The organism is Aliirhizobium smilacinae, assembly GCF_006335145.1.
In the GTDB taxonomy this organism is placed as follows: Bacteria; Pseudomonadota; Alphaproteobacteria; order Rhizobiales; family Rhizobiaceae; genus Neorhizobium; species Neorhizobium smilacinae.
On record NZ_VDMN01000003.1, the window covers coordinates 276,730 to 294,468 of the forward strand.

16 protein-coding genes are annotated in these 17,739 nt (G+C 60.4%); 13 read left to right on the top strand and 3 right to left on the bottom strand.

What is annotated here, in order from left to right:
• Position 1: 1 nt before the first annotated feature.
• Positions 2–358 (bottom strand): YbaN family protein, encoded by a 357-nt coding sequence (locus FHP24_RS16030; RefSeq protein ID WP_139677228.1) that lies wholly within the window; start codon positions 356–358, stop codon positions 2–4.
• Positions 359–546: 188 nt separating this feature from the next.
• Here FHP24_RS16030 and galE point away from each other — a divergent pair, with 188 nt between their 5' ends.
• From galE to FHP24_RS16065, 7 genes are all read left to right on the top strand, one after another.
• Positions 547–1,536, top strand: coding sequence for a UDP-glucose 4-epimerase GalE (gene galE, locus FHP24_RS16035; RefSeq protein ID WP_139677229.1), 990 nt, complete (start codon positions 547–549; stop codon positions 1,534–1,536).
• Positions 1,537–1,549: 13 nt separating this feature from the next.
• Positions 1,550–1,945 carry a VOC family protein gene (locus FHP24_RS16040; protein WP_139677230.1) on the top strand — a complete coding sequence of 132 codons (396 nt, stop codon included), beginning with the start codon at positions 1,550–1,552 and terminating at the stop codon, positions 1,943–1,945.
• 10 nt (positions 1,946–1,955) lie between these two features.
• Positions 1,956–2,648: a uracil-DNA glycosylase gene (gene ung / locus FHP24_RS16045; protein WP_139677231.1), complete on the top strand. Its 693-nt coding sequence runs from the start codon at positions 1,956–1,958 to the stop codon at positions 2,646–2,648.
• Positions 2,649–2,794: 146 nt separating this feature from the next.
• Positions 2,795–3,724 carry a ring-cleaving dioxygenase gene (locus tag FHP24_RS16050; RefSeq protein ID WP_139677232.1) on the top strand — a complete coding sequence of 310 codons (930 nt, stop codon included), beginning with the start codon at positions 2,795–2,797 and terminating at the stop codon, positions 3,722–3,724.
• A 55-nt stretch (positions 3,725–3,779) separates the two neighbouring features.
• On the top strand, positions 3,780–4,400 hold the full coding sequence (locus FHP24_RS16055; protein WP_139677233.1) for an alpha/beta hydrolase: 621 nt from the start codon (positions 3,780–3,782) through the stop codon (positions 4,398–4,400).
• An 87-nt stretch (positions 4,401–4,487) separates the two neighbouring features.
• Positions 4,488–5,912: an aldehyde dehydrogenase family protein gene (locus FHP24_RS16060; protein WP_139677234.1), complete on the top strand. Its 1,425-nt coding sequence runs from the start codon at positions 4,488–4,490 to the stop codon at positions 5,910–5,912.
• 195 nt (positions 5,913–6,107) lie between these two features.
• Complete coding sequence (locus FHP24_RS16065) at positions 6,108–8,024, top strand: diguanylate cyclase (protein WP_139677235.1); 1,917 nt, start codon at positions 6,108–6,110, stop codon at positions 8,022–8,024.
• Between the two features lie 94 nt (positions 8,025–8,118).
• Here FHP24_RS16065 and FHP24_RS16070 read toward each other — a convergent pair whose 3' ends face one another.
• Positions 8,119–8,688: a transglycosylase SLT domain-containing protein gene (locus FHP24_RS16070; RefSeq protein ID WP_139677593.1), complete on the bottom strand. Its 570-nt coding sequence runs from the start codon at positions 8,686–8,688 to the stop codon at positions 8,119–8,121.
• Between the two features lie 213 nt (positions 8,689–8,901).
• Here FHP24_RS16070 and FHP24_RS16075 point away from each other — a divergent pair, with 213 nt between their 5' ends.
• Together FHP24_RS16075 and FHP24_RS16080 are read left to right on the top strand one after the other, a co-directional pair.
• The gene (locus tag FHP24_RS16075; RefSeq protein WP_139677236.1) at positions 8,902–10,239 is read left to right on the top strand and encodes a DUF3422 family protein; all 1,338 of its coding nucleotides are present in this window, start codon (positions 8,902–8,904) and stop codon (positions 10,237–10,239) included.
• A 169-nt stretch (positions 10,240–10,408) separates the two neighbouring features.
• Positions 10,409–10,639, top strand: coding sequence for a hypothetical protein (locus FHP24_RS16080; protein ID WP_139677237.1), 231 nt, complete (start codon positions 10,409–10,411; stop codon positions 10,637–10,639).
• Between the two features lie 32 nt (positions 10,640–10,671).
• On the opposite strand, the gene FHP24_RS16085 is transcribed toward FHP24_RS16080, so the two are convergent.
• A complete protein-coding gene (locus tag FHP24_RS16085; protein ID WP_139677238.1) occupies positions 10,672–11,559 on the bottom strand; it encodes a DMT family transporter in 888 nt (295 codons plus the stop codon).
• Positions 11,560–11,831: 272 nt separating this feature from the next.
• Here FHP24_RS16085 and FHP24_RS16090 point away from each other — a divergent pair, with 272 nt between their 5' ends.
• The 4 genes from FHP24_RS16090 to FHP24_RS16105 all read left to right on the top strand — a co-directional run bounded on the left by FHP24_RS16090 (position 11,832) and on the right by FHP24_RS16105 (position 17,682).
• A complete protein-coding gene (locus tag FHP24_RS16090; protein ID WP_139677239.1) occupies positions 11,832–13,130 on the top strand; it encodes an adenylosuccinate synthase in 1,299 nt (432 codons plus the stop codon).
• 58 nt (positions 13,131–13,188) lie between these two features.
• Positions 13,189–15,540 (top strand): hypothetical protein, encoded by a 2,352-nt coding sequence (locus FHP24_RS16095; protein WP_139677240.1) that lies wholly within the window; start codon positions 13,189–13,191, stop codon positions 15,538–15,540.
• 181 nt (positions 15,541–15,721) lie between these two features.
• Complete coding sequence (locus FHP24_RS16100; protein ID WP_139677241.1) at positions 15,722–16,153, top strand: DUF2946 family protein; 432 nt, start codon at positions 15,722–15,724, stop codon at positions 16,151–16,153.
• A 50-nt stretch (positions 16,154–16,203) separates the two neighbouring features.
• Positions 16,204–17,682 carry a PepSY-associated TM helix domain-containing protein gene (locus FHP24_RS16105; RefSeq protein ID WP_246091779.1) on the top strand — a complete coding sequence of 493 codons (1,479 nt, stop codon included), beginning with the start codon at positions 16,204–16,206 and terminating at the stop codon, positions 17,680–17,682.
• Positions 17,683–17,739: the final 57 nt, after the last annotated feature.

Consider the following 17,739-nt stretch of genomic DNA (forward strand, 5'->3'; position numbering starts at 1 on the left):
TTCACGCATTCGGTCGGGTCAGCATGAAGATGGCCGGCCCGATCATCAGGGCTGCAACGAGGGCGGCCAGCCACAGTGACGGATGCGAGCCGAACCAGAAACCGGCATAACTGACGGCCATCAGCGAGATCGCCGTGATCTTCGCCCGGCGCGAAATCGCCCCGCGTTCCCGCCAGTTCCTCAGCGACGGACCGAATGTCTTGTGGTTCATCAGCCACGCTTCCAGCTTCGGCGACGACCTTGCGAAACACGCGACGGCGAGCAGGAGAAAAGGTGTCGTCGGCAGGACCGGCAGGAACGCACCGATTACGCCGAGCGCTACGAAAAACCAGCCGAGACAGAGAAAGACGTAACGCATGAAGGGCCTATGGCAAAATCCTGAACAGGATAGACAAGTTTGATTGCCGCGTCTTCATGTCAAGTGTCAACTGCTTGTTCTGGAATGAGACGGCAATTTTTAGCTGCTGTGCATGCGCAGCATACGCCCTTCCCATTTGATCCCGGCCAGCTATATTGCCGCCGGTTTCAACAACCTCTGAGGACATGATGTCGAAGAAGAAAGTGCTCGTCGTGGGCGGTGCCGGTTATATCGGATCCCATACGTCCCTGGTTCTGGCTGAAAGAGGTTACGAGCCGATCGTTTTCGACAATCTCTCGAACGGGCATGCGGAATTCGTTCGCTGGGGCGAACTCGAGCAGGGCGATATCCGAGATCACGACCGGCTCGACGAAGTATTTGCCAAGCACAAGCCGGAGGCGGTGCTGCATTTCGCGGCTCTCATCGAGGTGGGTGAATCGGTCAAGAACCCGGTCGGTTTCTACGACAATAACGTCGTCGGCGCGCTGACGCTGATGTCGGCGGCGATGAAGGCCGGCGTGAAGGCGTTTGTTTTTTCCTCCACCTGCGCAACCTACGGCTTGCCGGTGCAGGTGCCGATGGACGAGACGCATGGCCAGGCGCCGATCAACCCTTACGGTCGCACCAAATACATCATCGAACAGGCGTTGAAGGATTACGGCCAGTATATGGGCCTGAAATCCGTGATGCTGCGCTATTTCAACGCTGCCGGCGCCGATTTCGAGGGTCGGATCGGCGAATGGCATACGCCGGAAACCCATGCGATCCCGCTCGCCATCGAAGCCGCTCTCGGTCGCCGTCAGGGTTTCAAGGTGTTCGGTGACGATTACGATACGCGCGACGGCACCTGCGTGCGCGATTATATCCACGTGCTCGATTTGGCGGATGCGCATGTGCGCGCCGTCGATTACCTGCTTGCAGGCGGCGAGATGGTCGAACTCAATCTGGGTACCGGCACCGGCACGACGGTGAAGGAACTGCTCGGCGCGATTTCCGAGGTTTCCGGCAAACCGTTCCCGGTTGAATATGTCGGTCGCCGCGAAGGCGATTCCACCTCGCTGGTTGCCAACAACGACAAAGCGCGCGAAGTGCTCGGCTGGGAGCCGCAATATTCGCTCAACGATATCATCAAGTCCGCGTGGGACTGGCATTCACGCTCCAACCACGTGATGAGTTAAGGAAAGCATGTCCATGGCCAAGATGGTCCATTCGATGATCCGTGTTCTCGAAGAGGCGCGGTCGGTCGATTTTTACGAAAAGGCCTTTGGTCTCAAGATCGCCAGCCGCGTGCCTTTCGACGGGTTCACGCTGATCTATCTCTCGAACCCGGAAACCGGGTTCGAGCTGGAACTGACCGTCAATGCCGGCCGCACCGACGCTTATGACCTCGGCAACGGTTACGGCCATCTGGCGGTGACGGTCGAGGACATCGACGCGGAATACAAGCGTTTCACAGATCTCGGCCTCACCGTTGGCAAGCTCGTTGAGATGCCGCATGAGGGCAAGCCTTTTGCGCGCTTCTTCTTCGTTACCGATCCGGATGGCTACAAGACCGAAGTCATCCAGCGCGGCGGCCGGTTTCAGTAAGGAAAAGACGATGGCTGAAGGTGAGATCAAGCTGGAAGAGAGCTGGAAGTTCGCTCTCGAGGGCGAGTTTGCAGAACCCTATATGGCTGATCTGAAACGCTTTCTCGTGGCTGAAAAGCAGGCGGGAAAGCGAATCTTCCCAAAGGGTTCGGAGTATTTTCGCGCACTTGACCTTACCCCGCTCGACGAGGTGAAGGTGGTGATCCTCGGTCAGGATCCCTATCACGGGCTGGGGCAGGCGCATGGCCTGTGCTTTTCGGTGCAGCCCGGCGTCCGCACCCCGCCTTCGCTCGTCAATATCTACAAGGAAATGCAGGCCGATCTCGGTATAGCGCCGGCAAAGCACGGCTTTCTCGAAAGCTGGGCGGAACAGGGCGTGTTGCTCCTGAACAGCGTGCTGACGGTGGAAGAGGGGCAGGCGGCTGCGCATCAGGGCAAGGGCTGGGAGAAATTCACCGATGCTGTCATCCGCACGGTGAACGACGAATGCGACGGGATCGTCTTCATCCTCTGGGGCTCCTATGCGCAGAAGAAGGCCGCTTTCGTCGATCAGGAAAGGCATCTGGTTCTGAAGTCCGCACATCCGTCGCCGCTCTCGGCGCATAACGGCTTTCTCGGCTCGCGGCCCTTCTCCAAGACGAACGAATATCTGCAATCGATCGGCAAAGATCCGATCGACTGGCAATTGCCGGAAAATGTCTGATCAGTGAACGGTTCTGATCTTTCGTCAACTATAAGCGAACAATCCGTTCGGATGTGTCTATCTATCCAATCCGTGTCAGATCAACCAAATATCACCCCATGAACAGCGGGCCGCACGGGCGGTCTGCGAGAGACAAGGGGTTTGACATGATTACCCAGATCAAGGGCCTCCATCACGTCACGTCGATGGCCGCAAGCGCTTCCACCAACAACAAGTTCTTCACCGACACGCTCGGCCTGCGCCGGGTGAAGAAGACCGTCAACTTCGACGCACCTGACGTCTACCACCTCTATTACGGTGACGAAGTCGGCACGCCCGGTTCGGTGATGACCTACTTTCCGTTCCCGCATATCGCGCAAGGACGCCCCGGAACCGGCGAGGTCGGCACGACCGTGTTCTCCGTTCCGCAGGGCTCTCTCGGTTACTGGACCGATCGCCTGACCAAAGCCGGTGCCGATGGTCTGAAAGCCGACGAAGCCTTCGGCGAAAAGCGCCTGCATTTTGCCGGCCCGGATGGTGACGGTTTCGCGCTGGTCGAGGTGAAGGATGACAACCGCGCCCAGTGGACTGGCAACGGCGTCAGTGCCGATGAAGCGATCCGTGGTTTCCATTCGGCATCGCTTCGTCTTCGTGACGAAGGCGCCACCGGCGAGCTTCTGACCTTCATGGGTTACGAGCAGGTCGACACCAGGGACGGCGTCACTCGCTTCGGTATTCCTGGCGGCAACGGGGCCGACTTCATCGATGTCGAGACGATGCCGAACATCAACAGTGCCCGCCTCGGTGCCGGTTCCGTCCACCACATCGCCTTTGCCGTCGAAAACCGCGCAAAGCAGCTCGAAGTGCGCAAGGCGCTGATGGATACAGGCTATCAGGTCACGCCGGTGATCGACCGCGACTATTTCTGGGCGATCTATTTCCGCACGCCGGGTGGTGTTCTGTTCGAGATCGCCACGAACGAGCCGGGTTTCGACCGCGACGAGGATACCGCGCATCTGGGCGAGGCGCTGAAGCTGCCGACCCAGCACGAGCATCTGCGCAAGGCGCTCGAACAGAATCTTGAGCCGATTGCATAGACGCGACTTCAGGGCAGGGCGTCGTTGCCCTGCCGTCTTCATTCAGGAGATATCAATGAGTTACGACAGTTATCTGCACCGGGTACGCCCCGGTGCGCCTGGATCGCCGATCCTGTTCGTCTTTCATGGCACGGGCGGTGACGAGAACCAATTCTTCGATTTCGCCAGTCGTCTTCTGCCGGGTGCGACCGTGGTTTCGCCGCGTGGCGACGTTTCAGAACATGGTGCGGCACGCTTCTTCCGCCGCAAGGCGGAAGGCGTCTATGACTGCGACGACCTTGCACGCGCCACCGAGCGCATGGGCGATTTCATTGCCGCCAACCGCGAACGATACGAATCTTCGACCGTGCTGGGTCTCGGCTTTTCCAATGGCGCGAATATTCTCGCCAATATCATGATCGAGAAGCCCGGTCTCATCGAAGCCGGCGTGCTGATGCATCCGCTGATCCCGTTCCAGCCGGCCGAGCGAACGGTGACCGAGAAGGCGCATGTGCTGATCACGGCCGGTGAGCGCGATCCGATCTGCCCGGTGCCGGCAACGCTCGAGCTTGCCGAATATTTCAAGCGGCAGGGCGACGTCGTGACGCTCGACTGGCATTCCGGCGGCCATGAGATCCGGCCGAACGAGATCGAGGCGATCAAGATCTTCCTTGCGCCCTATGGCGGGCAGGGCTGATCTTGCGATCTGTCCTTATCAGGCTTGCGGAAGCGCATGAACTTGGCAGATAGTGCCGGGGTCAAAGCGGCAAGCCCGGAGGACGACATGAGCAATCACCTGAAATTCTTCATCAATGGCGAATGGGTGGAGCCGGTGGTCCCCGTCGCACTCGATGTCATCGATCCGTCTACGGAAGAGGCCTTCACGCAAATTGCGGTCGGCTCTAAGGCGGATGTGGACAAGGCCGTGGCGGCGGCCAAGGCTGCGTTTCCGGCCTTTTCCCGATGGACTCAAGCCGAGCGTCTTGCGCTCCTGAAACGCATCCTCTGGGAATATGAAAAGCGTGCCGAGGATATTGCGCAGGCAGTCAGCCGGGAGATGGGCGCGCCGATCGCCTTTGCCCGCGATTCCCAGGTCGCAGCGGGGCAGGGGCATCTTAGTGCGACGATCACGGCGCTCGAAACCTACAAGTTTACCGAGGATCGCGGCACGACCCGGATCGTCAAGGAGCCGATCGGCGTCGTGGCGCTGATCACGCCGTGGAACTGGCCGCTCAACCAGATTACCTGCAAGGTCGGACCGGCAATCGCGACCGGCTGCACGATGGTGCTGAAACCTTCCGAAATCGCGCCGATTTCCGGCGTCATCTTTGCCGAAGTGATGGAGGCGGCGGGCGTGCCGAAGGGCGTGTTCAACATGGTCAACGGCACCGGCCCGGATGTCGGGCAGGTCATGGCCGGCCATCCGGATGTCGACATGGTATCGTTTACCGGCTCGACGCGGGCCGGCATCATCGTCGCTAAGACGGCGGCGGATACGGTGAAGCGCGTGGCGCAGGAACTCGGCGGCAAGTCGGCCAATATCATCTTGGCCGACGCCGATCTCAAGCAGGCCGTGGCCGATGGCGTGACCGGATGTTTCGGCAATTCCGGCCAATCCTGCGATGCGCCGACCCGCATGCTGGTGCCGCGCGATCGGCACGACGAAGCGTTGGTGGTCGCCAAAGAGGCGGCCGAAAAGCTCGTGACCGGCGATCCACAGGCGGATGGCATCAATCTCGGTCCGGTTGTCAGCAAGGTTCAGTTCGACAAGATCCAGCGGCTGATCGAAGCGGGTATTTCCGAAGGGGCGACGCTGGTGACAGGTGGTCCGGGGCGGCCGGAGAATTTGAACCGCGGCTATTACATTCGCCCGACCGTGTTCGGCAATGTCACCAACGACATGACGATCGCGCGGGAGGAGGTTTTCGGGCCGGTACTCTCCATCCTGCCTTATGACAGCGAGGAACAGGCGATCGAGATCGCCAATGATACGCCTTATGGTCTTGCAGCCTATGTTCAGGGTAAGCCGGAACATGCAAGGCAGATCGCGCCGTTCCTCAGGGCCGGATCGGTCTATCTCAACTATCCGGACTGGGACCTGTTTTCTTCCTTTGGCGGTTACAAGCAGTCCGGCAACGGGCGCGAATATGCCGACTGGGGCATTCACGATTTTCTCGAAATCAAGAGCGTCGTCGGTTACGGCAATTGAAATTCTGCGATCCGCGGGCGGCAGTGTCGCTCGCGGAGGCCCGGATGACCTCATCGACTATTTTCTGAGCAAGATTCTGTTAACTCTGGTTAAAGCTTTTCCCCTCTGCTTAGATCTCCGCTAATCCAACCTTATGTGCGAAACCGTACAGTGGTTTGGAAATGGTCAGCATGATGCTGACGTGAGGGTTATGCTTTGAACAGTCTCTGGGTCGGATTGCTTGCGAATATGGCGGTGGTGGCACTGGTCATTACGCTTTGGTCCAATATCCGCCTGCCGATCTTTGGCCAAAAGGGTGCAGTTCAGGGGTTGGCTTTCGGAATCCTGTTCGGACTGGGTGCGATCGGCGTGATGCTGATACCCTTCCAGCTCGGCGCGGGTTTCTTCATCGATCTCCGGATGACGATGATCGGAACCGCAGCGTTTATCGGCGGGCCGATTGCGGGTCTTGTCACCACAATCATCGCTGCAACTTTCCGTCTTTATCTCGGTGGGGCAGGGGCTGCTATCGGACTGGTCGGAATAGCGTTCGCATGTGCTGCCGGGCTTATCGGCTGGCGAGTGAAGGTAAAGGACGCGCCGACACTGAAGGCCAGCGTGCTGTTTTCACTGGTCATGGCAATAGGTGCCATGGCTCCGGCTTTTATCTACGCCATGTACCAGGATATCGATACCGGCCCGCAGATCCGCCTGCCTTACATGACGCTCGTCTTCGTCGCGACCCTGATGGCATCCGTGGCGCTTTCCAACGAGATCAGGCGGCGCGAGACGGAGGTGCGGAATCATATGTACCGGCATGTCATCGATAGCCTGCCGGAGGCGCTGAACGTGAAGGATCGCGAAGGGCGGTTCATCATGGCGAATCCTGCAACCGCTGTGCTGATGCAGGCGGAAAATGCCGATGCGCTGATCGGCAAGACGGATTTCGATTTCTACTGCCAGGACGTGGCTGCGGCTTTCCGGGCGGATGAGGACAAGGCGCTGAATGCCGGCAGCCCGATCGTCGAGGAGCAGATGCTCGCCCGGATGGACGGCAGCAGATCGTATCTATCAACTCTTAAGGCGCCATTTACCGATATCGACGGCAACATCATAGGGCTCATCACCCATAGTCGCGACACGACGGACAAGAAGCTGCTGGAAACAGCGCTCGCTCAAAGCGACCGGCGTGCCGCCGAAGCGTTGTCGAGCATTTCCGATGGACTCGTGATGTTCGACAAGGACCTTACGCTTGTCTTCTGCAACGAACGCTACCGCGCCATGTTCTCTGTCACTGCCGATCTTCGCGTTCCTGGTACGCCGGCTACAGCTATTCTTTATGCGTCGATTGCCCGCGGAGAACTGATCGGGATTCCGCAGGAACAGGTTGCTCAGTGGGTGGACAATGCGCTGGCCCGGTTGAAGCAGGGTGGCACCGTGCAGTTTCCGCTTGCCGATGGACGGTGGATCGAATCGCGCACGCGTCCGACGCCGGAAGGGGCCTGTTTCGTCATCTGCTCGGACATCACGGCGGCCAAGCTGCATGAACTGGAATTGCAGAACCTCAATGACCGTCTCTCGGTACTTGCAGAAACGGACAGCCTGACCGGTCTTTTGAACAGACGGGCTTTCGATGCGGTCATGGCAGAAGAGCTCGACAGGGTGGAGCGTGGCGATAGCTCGCTTGCGCTGCTGCTGATCGACGTCGATTATTTCAAGCGTTTCAACGACACTTACGGCCATGGCGCGGGTGATTCCTGCCTGAAAATGGTCGCGGATTGCCTGCGTGCCACCGCTCGCCGGACGGACGACCGGGCCGCCCGCTACGGCGGCGAAGAGTTGGCGCTTATCTTGCCGGATACCGACGAAAAGGCTGCCGTCATTATCGCAGAGGAATATTGCGAGCGGCTACGTGGTCTGCGCATTCCCCATACGGGAAGCGACAAGGGGATTGTCACCGTCAGCATCGGTGTTTCCACTCTTGGACGCGGTTCCATTCCAACGGATGCTGCGCGTCTCATCGCCCGGGCCGACGAAGCACTTTACACGGCCAAGCGGGACGGTCGCGACGGTGTCAGGCTCTGGGAGCCAAGCCGTCCGCGCATCGTGCATTCGGATAGCGCGCGGTCCTGAGCCTCTATTGTGGAGTGGAACCGGTAGAGCGGCCGGTCGTCCGCATGCGCTTTGCGCAACATTGAAAAGCCCGTGCGGGCTTCCCCATAAATCATCAGTAACCGCAGCCTTTCAGCTGCGCTGCATAGCGGGCCGCCATGCCTGCGGATTTCTGCGCCGTCTGCCTCAGGCTACCGCTGAAATTGCCGCGGTCATATCCTGCGTGTCCGGCATAATAGGCAAGATAGAGATTGTAGGCGTCGTTTCGCGCAACGCCGTTCCGAGCCGAGGTCTGGTTGTGGTACCAGCCGACGAACCGGATCGCGTCGCCAAAATCGTTGCGGCGAGCGCCCCAGCGGCCGGTGGCGCGCTGATAGGTCTCCCAGGTGCCGTCAAGCGCCTGGGCGTAGCCGTAGGCCGAGGATGCCCGCTTGCCGGGAATGAAGCCGAGGAACCATTTGCGGGGTGGGCGGGCATTGGATCGGAAACTCGACTCGACGTAGATCGTCGCCATCAGGATCGGGACGGGCACGCCATATTCGCGTTCCGCGGCACGGGCCTGTCGCTCCCAGTTGTTGAAGAAGCCGTCTCGCTGCTCGAAAATCGCGCAGGCATTGCTGATCCTGCTCGGCGCGCTGGCGCAGCCGGCGAGAGTGAGGAGCGCGATGAAAAACGCAATACGCATCGCAGAAACACGGGTCATTCCCGATAGATGACTCTTAAGATTTAATGAAAAGTTTAAGGACCGGCTATTCTGTCGGTATGTCGACTGCCGGTCATCTTGAAAAGCAGAGGGGAACGGCGTCTTCTGCGGCAAAGCGCCGCGTCGTGTGCTCACGTGTATTTGATAATAGTCAATCCTTGGATGGGCCGCGATGGTCCTGTTGGGGTGCCATGAATGTCGAAGCGCAGCTTTTCGTTTCCGGTCGCTGATGTAAGAGCGCGCGCGCTCGGTGAAATCCATGCGCGGCCCTATACGCTGCTGCCATTGCCGCGCGTCATTTTCCAGCTGGCGTTTCTCACCGAAGCCAATCTGGATGCAGACCATGCGATCCTGGCTGAACTGTCTTTAGGGCAGGGTGTGCCTGCGCCTTCTCCCGATACCAGCCACCACACGATGAGCTGGGGCAGTGGCACGCTGCGTTGGGAGCGGCATACGGAATTTTCGACCTATTTCTGGGATACGCCGGCGCCGGCTGCATTCGGTGGAGAGATTGCGGTCAACCCGTTCGGCGCGAGCTTTGCCGCGCCCGGTCCCTTCATTTCCGGTGTTCGTATCGAAGTCCGGCCCGCCGGCGATGACATGTCGGATATCACGTCGCGTTTCGATCCCACGAGCCTCTGTCAAAGTATGGTCGCCGACAATCAGGCGGTGCTGATCACCGATTTCCGTCAGGATGGCGACGGGCTGACGAAATTCCTCATTCTCGATCACGGCATGACCGATGCTGCGCGCGGCATGCTTGCCCAGCGTATTCTCGACATCGAGACATACCGCACGCTGGCGATGATGGGACTGCCGATGGCGCAGGGCCTGTCACCGGAAATCCGGCAGTTCGAGGCGCGCTTTACCGCGATCACGCAACGCATGAAGCAGCACGCCCGCGACGAGGCGGACGAGATGCTTCTCGAAATCACCACGCTTGCAGCCGAACTGGAAGCCAATGCCGCGTTCAGCCTTTACCGGTTCGGCGCCAGCCGCGCCTATAACGACATTGTTCTCGATCGCGTGGGCATGCTGGCCGAAAGGGCGCTGCCCGGCAACGAGACGCTGGGCGCCTTTCTCCATCGTCGTCTGGCGCCGGCGATGCGGACATGCCAGTCGGTCGAGGAGCGGCAGGTAAACCTGTCGCGCAAGCTGACCCGTGCGACGGCACTGCTGCGCAGCTGGATCGACGTCGATCTGCAGAAGTTCAACACCGAAATCCTTGCCTCTATGGACAAGCGCTCGCATTTGCAGCTGCGTCTGCAGCAGACGGTCGAAGGCCTTTCGGTGGCGGCGATTTCATACTACGTTATCGGTCTGGTCGGTTATCTCGCCAAGCTGATGCACTATACCGGTCTGGATATTACGCCGGAGGCGCTGACCGGAGCGTCCGTGCCTTTCGTGGTGGTTGCGATATGGCTGCTTGTCCGGCGTATCCGCAACAGGCATGACGACGACGGTGGGCGCAAGCTCAGCTGGCGTCAACGCTGTGCCGAGGCGCGTGAGGTCGACAAGCGGCCGACTGTCTAACGCTTTCTCCATATTGAGCGCCATGCCTCCTGTGCCAAGGCGGGAAAAACGGTCATTTCAGTAAAATTGCATCTTTCCATTTAAGCCCGCCGAAAAGTTGTGCGGCCTATTGTCGTGCCAGAACGAAACGCGATGGCCTCAGAGCCGTCCGTAAAACAGGGTTCAGGCAATGATCAGGAAGCTTATTATTTCGGCGGCTGTTCTGGCCGCGCTCATTCACGGCAAGGAAGCCAGTGCCGCCGGTCCAGGCGGTTTTGCGCGGGAGCTTGCGTCTATCTTCGTCAATCGGGCCGAAGTCGATCACGCGATCAGCGAAGTCGATGCCTATCTGGACACGTTTGTTGTCGATGAGGCCAAACCCGTGGCTCGGCAAGACTGTGTCGACTGCATCGATATCTGACGCTCGACGCATTTGCGGGAAACGGCCGGCCCTCAGGTGAGGGTCGGCTTTCCGCGTTCGGCTATGGCAATGCCGATCAATGCGAGTGCGAGTGCCGCAACATGGAAGAGTTGCAGGTCTTCGCCGAGAACGATGACTGACAGTAACGTGCCGAAGACCGGCACCAGATTGATGAACAGTCCGGCGCGGTTGGCGCCGATTTCCATGACACCGCGGATGTAGAGGACCTGCGCCACCAGCGATGCGAATATCGCCGTGTAGAGCGCCACCATCCAGCCCGTCGTATCCGGCCAGATCATGTTACCGCTCGAATATTCCCAGGCCGCAAGCGGAGTGCTGAAAACGAGAGCAAAAAGCGCCGGCACAGCCATCAGGCTCTTCCAGCTGATCGGCGGGCGCCAGCGCAGCGCGATCGTGTAAAGCGCGTAAGCGGCAATCGCTATTATCATGATCGCATCGCCGAAATTGACCGTCAGGGTGAGGAGCGTTGTGATGTCTCCGTGAGCGGCAGTCAGCAGGCTGCCTATGGCGGTTAGACTGAAGCCGAGGATCTGCAGCCATGACACCCTGGTTCTGAACAGGGCGAAATTCACCACGAAGATCAGAACCGGGATCAGCGTCTGTTCGACTGTGACGTTGATGGCACTGGTATAGGTGACGGCGGTGTAGAGCACCGCATTGAAGACGACATATCCGACCACGCCGAGAAAACCGAGAACGGGAATATTTCTGCGGATCACCGGCCAGTCATGGCGCAGGTCCTTCAGTGAAATCGCGAAGATGATGACGACGGCAAAGAACCATCTCCAGAAGGTCAGCATCATCGGGCTGATATGGCCGATCGCAAGCTTGCCTGCGACTGCATTGCCGCCCCAACACAAAGCGGCGATTACGAGAAACAGATAGGCTTGGCGATGCAAATGCGTTCTCCATGCGCCGTCCTGTCGGTTTCGGCGCCTTTGATATTACATGGCCAATAACTTGCGATTTCGGCGTCTGTCACGCAAAAACCTTAGCGGGGTCACAAACAGGTCGCTTTCCTCACGCCAAGGCATTATAGATGCGCGCGTTTGTGGAGCCGTTGGGTTATCCGATCGGCATTCGAGAAAAAACTGGTGTAAAGCTCGCCGTCGAGCCAGGTCCGGGGACCGGTACTGATGAGCGGGTTTCGTCCTAAGGGCAGGAAGCAGATATGACGAACTGTGTCGTAGTGGGTTCGCAATGGGGTGACGAGGGCAAGGGCAAGATTGTCGACTGGCTCTCGGAGCGTGCCGATATTGTCGTGCGTTACCAGGGCGGCCATAATGCCGGCCATACGCTCGTCATCGACGGCGTCAGCTACAAGCTTTCCCTGCTGCCCTCCGGCGTCGTTCGTCCCGGCAAGATGGCGGTCATCGGCAATGGCGTCGTCGTAGATCCGCATGCGCTGATTGCCGAAATGGGCCGCCTTGCAGCCCAGGGCGTCACAGTGACGCCTGAAAACCTCCGAATCGCTGAAAATGCCACGCTGATCCTGTCGCTGCACCGCGAGCTTGACGGGATGCGCGAAGACGCGGCCTCCAACAGCGGCACCAAGATCGGTACGACCCGCCGCGGCATCGGCCCGGCCTACGAAGACAAGGTCGGCCGTCGCGCCATCCGCGTCATGGATCTGGCGGATCCGGATGCGCTGGAAGCCAAGGTCGAGCGCATCTTGACGCACCACAACGCGCTTCGCCGCGGTTTCGGCGCGCCCGAAGTCGAACACAAGACGATCATGGAAGAGCTGACGTCGATCGCCGACACGGTTCTGCCGTTCATGGACAGCGTCTGGCAGCTGCTCGACAAGGAACGCCGCAAGGGTTCACGTATCCTGTTCGAAGGCGCTCAGGGTTCGCTGCTCGATATCGACCACGGCACGTATCCGTTCGTCACTTCGTCGAACACCGTTGCCGGCCAGGCTGCTGCTGGTTCCGGCATGGGGCCTGGTTCGCTCGGCTACATCCTCGGCATCACCAAGGCTTACACGACGCGAGTCGGCGAAGGCCCGTTCCCGACAGAACTGACCGACGAAATCGGCCAGTTCCTCGGTGAAAAGGGCCATGAATTTGGCACGGTGACGGGCCGCAAGCGCCGCTGCGGCTGGTTTGATGCGGCTCTCGTGCGCCAGTCGGTCGCGACCAATGGCATTACCGGCATCGCGCTGACCAAGCTCGATGTCCTCGACGGTCTCGAAGAGCTGAAGATCTGCGTCGGTTACACGCTGGACGGCCAGAGGATCGACTATCTGCCCGCTTCGCAGGCCGCTCAGGCCCGAGTCGAGCCGATCTACATCACGCTCGAAGGCTGGAAAGAATCGACGGTCGGAGCTCGCACCTGGGCCGAACTGCCGGCGCAGGCGATCAAGTATGTCCGCCAGGTCGAGGAATTGATCGGTGCTCCGGTTGCACTGTTGTCCACAAGCCCGGAACGTGACGACACGATACTTGTGACCGATCCGTTTGAAGATTAATGTCAAGAATTGATTATCCATTCAGCCGGCGGTTGTCGGCTACCATGAGAAAGTGCTGATGGCTGATTTTGTAGCGGTGATCCGCCGCGCTGTTGACGGTTTGGCGACCAACACGCCCGAGGCGCGCACGCGAGTTTATGAAAAGGCTCGCGGTGCCGTCCAGCGCCAGCTTGAGAACATGAAGCCGCGTCCGCCAGAGGAAATGCTGCGGCGGCAGATGGACAAGCTGGAAGCGGCGATCGTCGAGGTGGAGACCGAACATTCGGAAGCGCTCCCGGCTGAACCGGAAGTGTCTGCCGTCCCGGCACCGATATCGGATCCGTATCAGCCACCGGAGCCGGTCGAATACGCTCCCGTCGAAACAACTGCGGCGCCGGAACCTCATCCTGCGGAAGAGTACCCCGCGTCGCCTTCTCATGCGGAGACGTATCGCGAAGAGGAGCCCGTTGCCGCGGAGCCTGCCGCCGATACCTATCAGGCGCCGGACACCCACTGGCCGGAAACACAGCATTCCGAGGCCGTCGCTCAGCCAGCCGAGCATGATTGGCGCGAAGCTCCCGAAGAGCCGCAGGTCGTCGCTCATGCAGAGGAGCCGACAGCCGAACGTTACGGCGATTGGCGTGACGACGTTCCCGAAGAGCGGAACCAATATGCGCAGCCGGTCGCTCCGGCGGAGACGGATTACGGCTATCATCCGGCTGCCGCGAGCGAAGAGGTTTCTCCGGTTGCCGAAGAGCGCCATGAGACGCCATCTTTCGTTGAGCAGGAAACCGTATCCTCCGATTGGCAGACCGAGCAGCATGCTCCGACGCAGGATTATGTCGAGCAGGAAACCGTTTCGCCATATCAGGCCAAATGGCCGGAGCAGGAGCCCGAACCGGTTCATCCGGCCGAAGATAGCCGCGCTACCGCAGCATGGGATGAAGTCGACGATCTTACCCGCCATCTCGATACGGGGCATCGCAGCGAGCCTGTGGCCGCGCATTTCGGTGAAGAGATGCGCGCTTCCGCCGAGCCGGTCCGCATGCCGCCTGCCGCAGATATTCCGCAGGCTTCGCAGCAGACGCGCGACAACCGTGACGACGAAGATCCGTTTGCCGCTTATGTCGATGCCCAGCCGGCCGCGCCTGCAAAGCAGCCGACGCCGCCGCAGCAGGATGAGCGCGATCCCTGGAGCGATCTGGAAGACCTGATCGGCTACACCAAGGAAACACCCGCTTCCGAACAAAAGCCACAGAAGTCTACGCAGGAAGACGATTTCAGCGATCTGCTTTCGCCGCCTGCCAAGCCCTATCGTGTGACGCCCGTCCGCAAGCGCAATTATGCCGGCATCATTCTCGGCCTGCTCGCTCTGATCATTCTCGGCGGCGGCGCCTATGGCGCATGGATGTATCGCGACAAGCTCAACGACATGGTGGGCGGTCTGATCCAGTCCAGCACCGGCGCAAGTGAAACGGCGCAACAGACACCTGTTGCCAACGCTCCGTCCAGCCCTGCAACGACGCCGGCTACGCCTGCGCCGCAGACCCCTGCCGCTCAGCCACAGCAGGGGGCAACCGCGCCGACCCAACCACAGACGAACACACCGCCACCGGCGGACGGTTCGTCGACCGGGACCAAGTTTACCCAGCGGCTCATGGAAAACGGCTCCGAAGTCGATGCCGGCCCGGGTGATGCAGGTAGCCTGGCGCAGAATGCCGAAGGTCAATCGGTCGCGCAGCTCAATGCGCCGCCGGCCGATCCTGCGACGGCAACGCCGCCGGTAAGCGGCTCGGCTCCGACTGCTGGCGCTGCTACGCCCGCACCCGTAGCCCCAACCGCGACCACGACCGAAGCGCCGGCTGCTTCCGGCGAAAAGATGTTCCTTTACGAGGAGCGTATCGGCCAGTCCGCACCGACGGCAATCGAAGGTTCGGTCTCCTGGTCGCTACAGCGCGAACCCGCTCAGAACGGTGGGCCGCCTGAGCCCGTGGTGCAGGGACGCATCACCGTTCCCGGTCGCGGTCTGACCGCTCTGGTGACAGTCAAGCGCAACAATGACTCGTCACTGCCGGCAAGTCATCTGATCGAAATCGTGTTTGCCGTTCCGCCGGACTTTGAAGGCGGCGCGATTGACAGCGTTCTTCGTATCGCGATGAAGCAGACGGAGCAGGATAGGGGCAATGCGCTGGTTGCCGTTCCGGCGAAGATCACCGACGATTTCCATATGATCGCGCTGAACGACTTCCCGGATGCCCAGCGCACCAACCTTGAGCTGATGAGAACCCGCAACTGGATCGACATCCCGCTTGCCTACCGCAACGGCCGCCGTGCGCTGCTGACGCTGCAGAAGGGGCCTGAGGGCGTAAAAGCCTTCGACGAGGCCATTCGCGAGTGGAGCCAGGCTCCGGCAGCACCGACCGGCCAGTAATATCTGCCGTCACGACATTCAAAGCCCCGCGAGTTTCTGACTCGCGGGGCTTTTCTTTGTGCAGCCCTGATGAGGCACCACCAATCATGCGTTGCGGTTGCGCACGACGCGATATGTCGCGCGTCGATATGCGTTAATGTCGCATTGACAATCATCAGCTTCATCGCGATGAACTCCGGCCATGCGCGTCATTCGAGACCTGATCAGAGACGGATTTTGCGGCGGTCCGCTGGCCGCGCTGATCGGCGTTCTGATGGCGCTGCAGGCCCTGATCGGTGGCTTCGGCACCGGTGCCATGACCTATGCCTCCACTGACGAGGCGATTATCTGTTCCGCCGACGATTCCGGCCAACACTCGCAGCATGCGCTCGATCAGCATTCGGCGCATGGTTCCGGCGATGCTCCGGATCTGCCCCACACTCGGGACTGCTGTCTGACCGCCTGCCAGGTGGCGTCTGCGGTCCATGTCGGCATCCCGTCCAAGGCGCCGGCCCCTGCCGTTTTCGTAGCCATCCGTTCGGCAACGGCGGTTGTGACAACCGAAGCATCCACTCCACCGCGACAGCTTGGGCTTAGTGGGGATGCAAGAGGGCCGCCCGTTCTTCCAGTTTGACGTCACCTTCCTTGCCGGTTCTGCCGGCTGTCGTCCTATTGGAGATCATCATGACCTTTTCCCGGATCATCGTTCCGGCGCGCACTGTGCGGCGGCCCTGTCTGGAGGCGCGCATGTCCGCTGAAATCGCGCCATCGCAACCGGCTTTCGCAGCCATCAGGCAGCTTGTCACGCGTCTGCACTTCTATGTCGGCTTGTTTGTCGGGCCGTTCCTGCTCGTTGCTGCGATCACCGGCACGCTTTACGTGCTGACGCCGCAGATTGAGAACCTGCTCTATCGTGACCAGCTGGTGGCGCGTACCGACGGTCCGGCACGTGCTTTGTCCGAGCAGATCGAGGCGGCGCGTGCGTCGATCGGCGAGGGACCACGGCTGTTTGCCGTGCGGCCGGCGGTTGCATCGGGGCTGACGACACGGGTGATGTTCACCCAGCCGGATCTCGGCGAATCGGAGACGCGAACGGTGTTCGTCGATCCGGCGTCACTCGCCGTGCAGGGGGAGTTCATCACCTATGGTACAAGCGGCATTCTGCCGTTCCGCATCACGCTCGATTACCTGCACCGCAACCTGCTTCTCGGCGATATCGGCCGGCATTACAGCGAGCTTGCGGCCTCCTGGCTCTGGATTTCGGTCCTCGGCGGTTTGCTGCTCTGGTACTGGCAGCGGAGCACGAAACGGCCGAAGGCCGCCAAGGTCACAGCGTCAGCGCGCGCGCGCCGGCTGCATATGCTGATCGGCCTGTGGACGGCGCTCGGCCTGCTGTTTCTTTCTGCCACCGGACTTACCTGGTCGCGTTGGGCGGGTGGCAATATCGATGTCTTCCGCACCGAAGTCGGCTGGGTGACGCCGGCGATCACCACGGCCCTCAATCCTGAAGCGGAAGCGCCGGTGCTCGGTGAACATGCCGCTCATGGCATGGGCGGATCCGTGGATACTGCGCCGCCGGTTGCTGAGCGGGATATGGTCGCCCGCTTCGACGGCGTGGTGGCATCGGCGCGTGCTGCCGGTATCGATTCGCCGATGATCGAGATCCGTCCGCCGCGCACCGTCGGCCAGGCATTTCGTGTCAGCGAATACGATCGCAGCTGGCCCACGCAGGTGGATACGATCGCCGTCGATCCGACCGATTTCAAGGTCACGAGCCGGGCCGATTTCGAAACCTTTCCGATCGTCGCCAAGCTGATCCGCTGGGGCATCGACGCGCATATGGGCGTGCTGTTCGGCGTTGCCAATCAGGTGCTGATGGCGGCGCTCGGCATCGCACTGACGGCGATGATCGTCTACGGTTACCGCATGTGGTGGCTGCGTCGTCCGGCACCGGGCGGTTCGCCGCGCACTCTGATCCGCAGTTTTTCCTATCTCTCGCCGGTCGCCAAGGTGTCGGCGCTTTGTGTGGCTGTCGTTTTCGGCGTGGCTTTGCCGGTGATGGGTGTCAGCCTGTTGGTGTTCATGTTGGTCGATTTCTTCCGCGCCGCGTTGGCGGAGATGATGGCGGCCGACCAGCGCAAGATGCCGCCCGGCATGCGCTGAGGCCAGCCTGGGAAAAGAGCAAAGGAAAAGCCCGCAGCCAGTTGAATGACTGCGGGC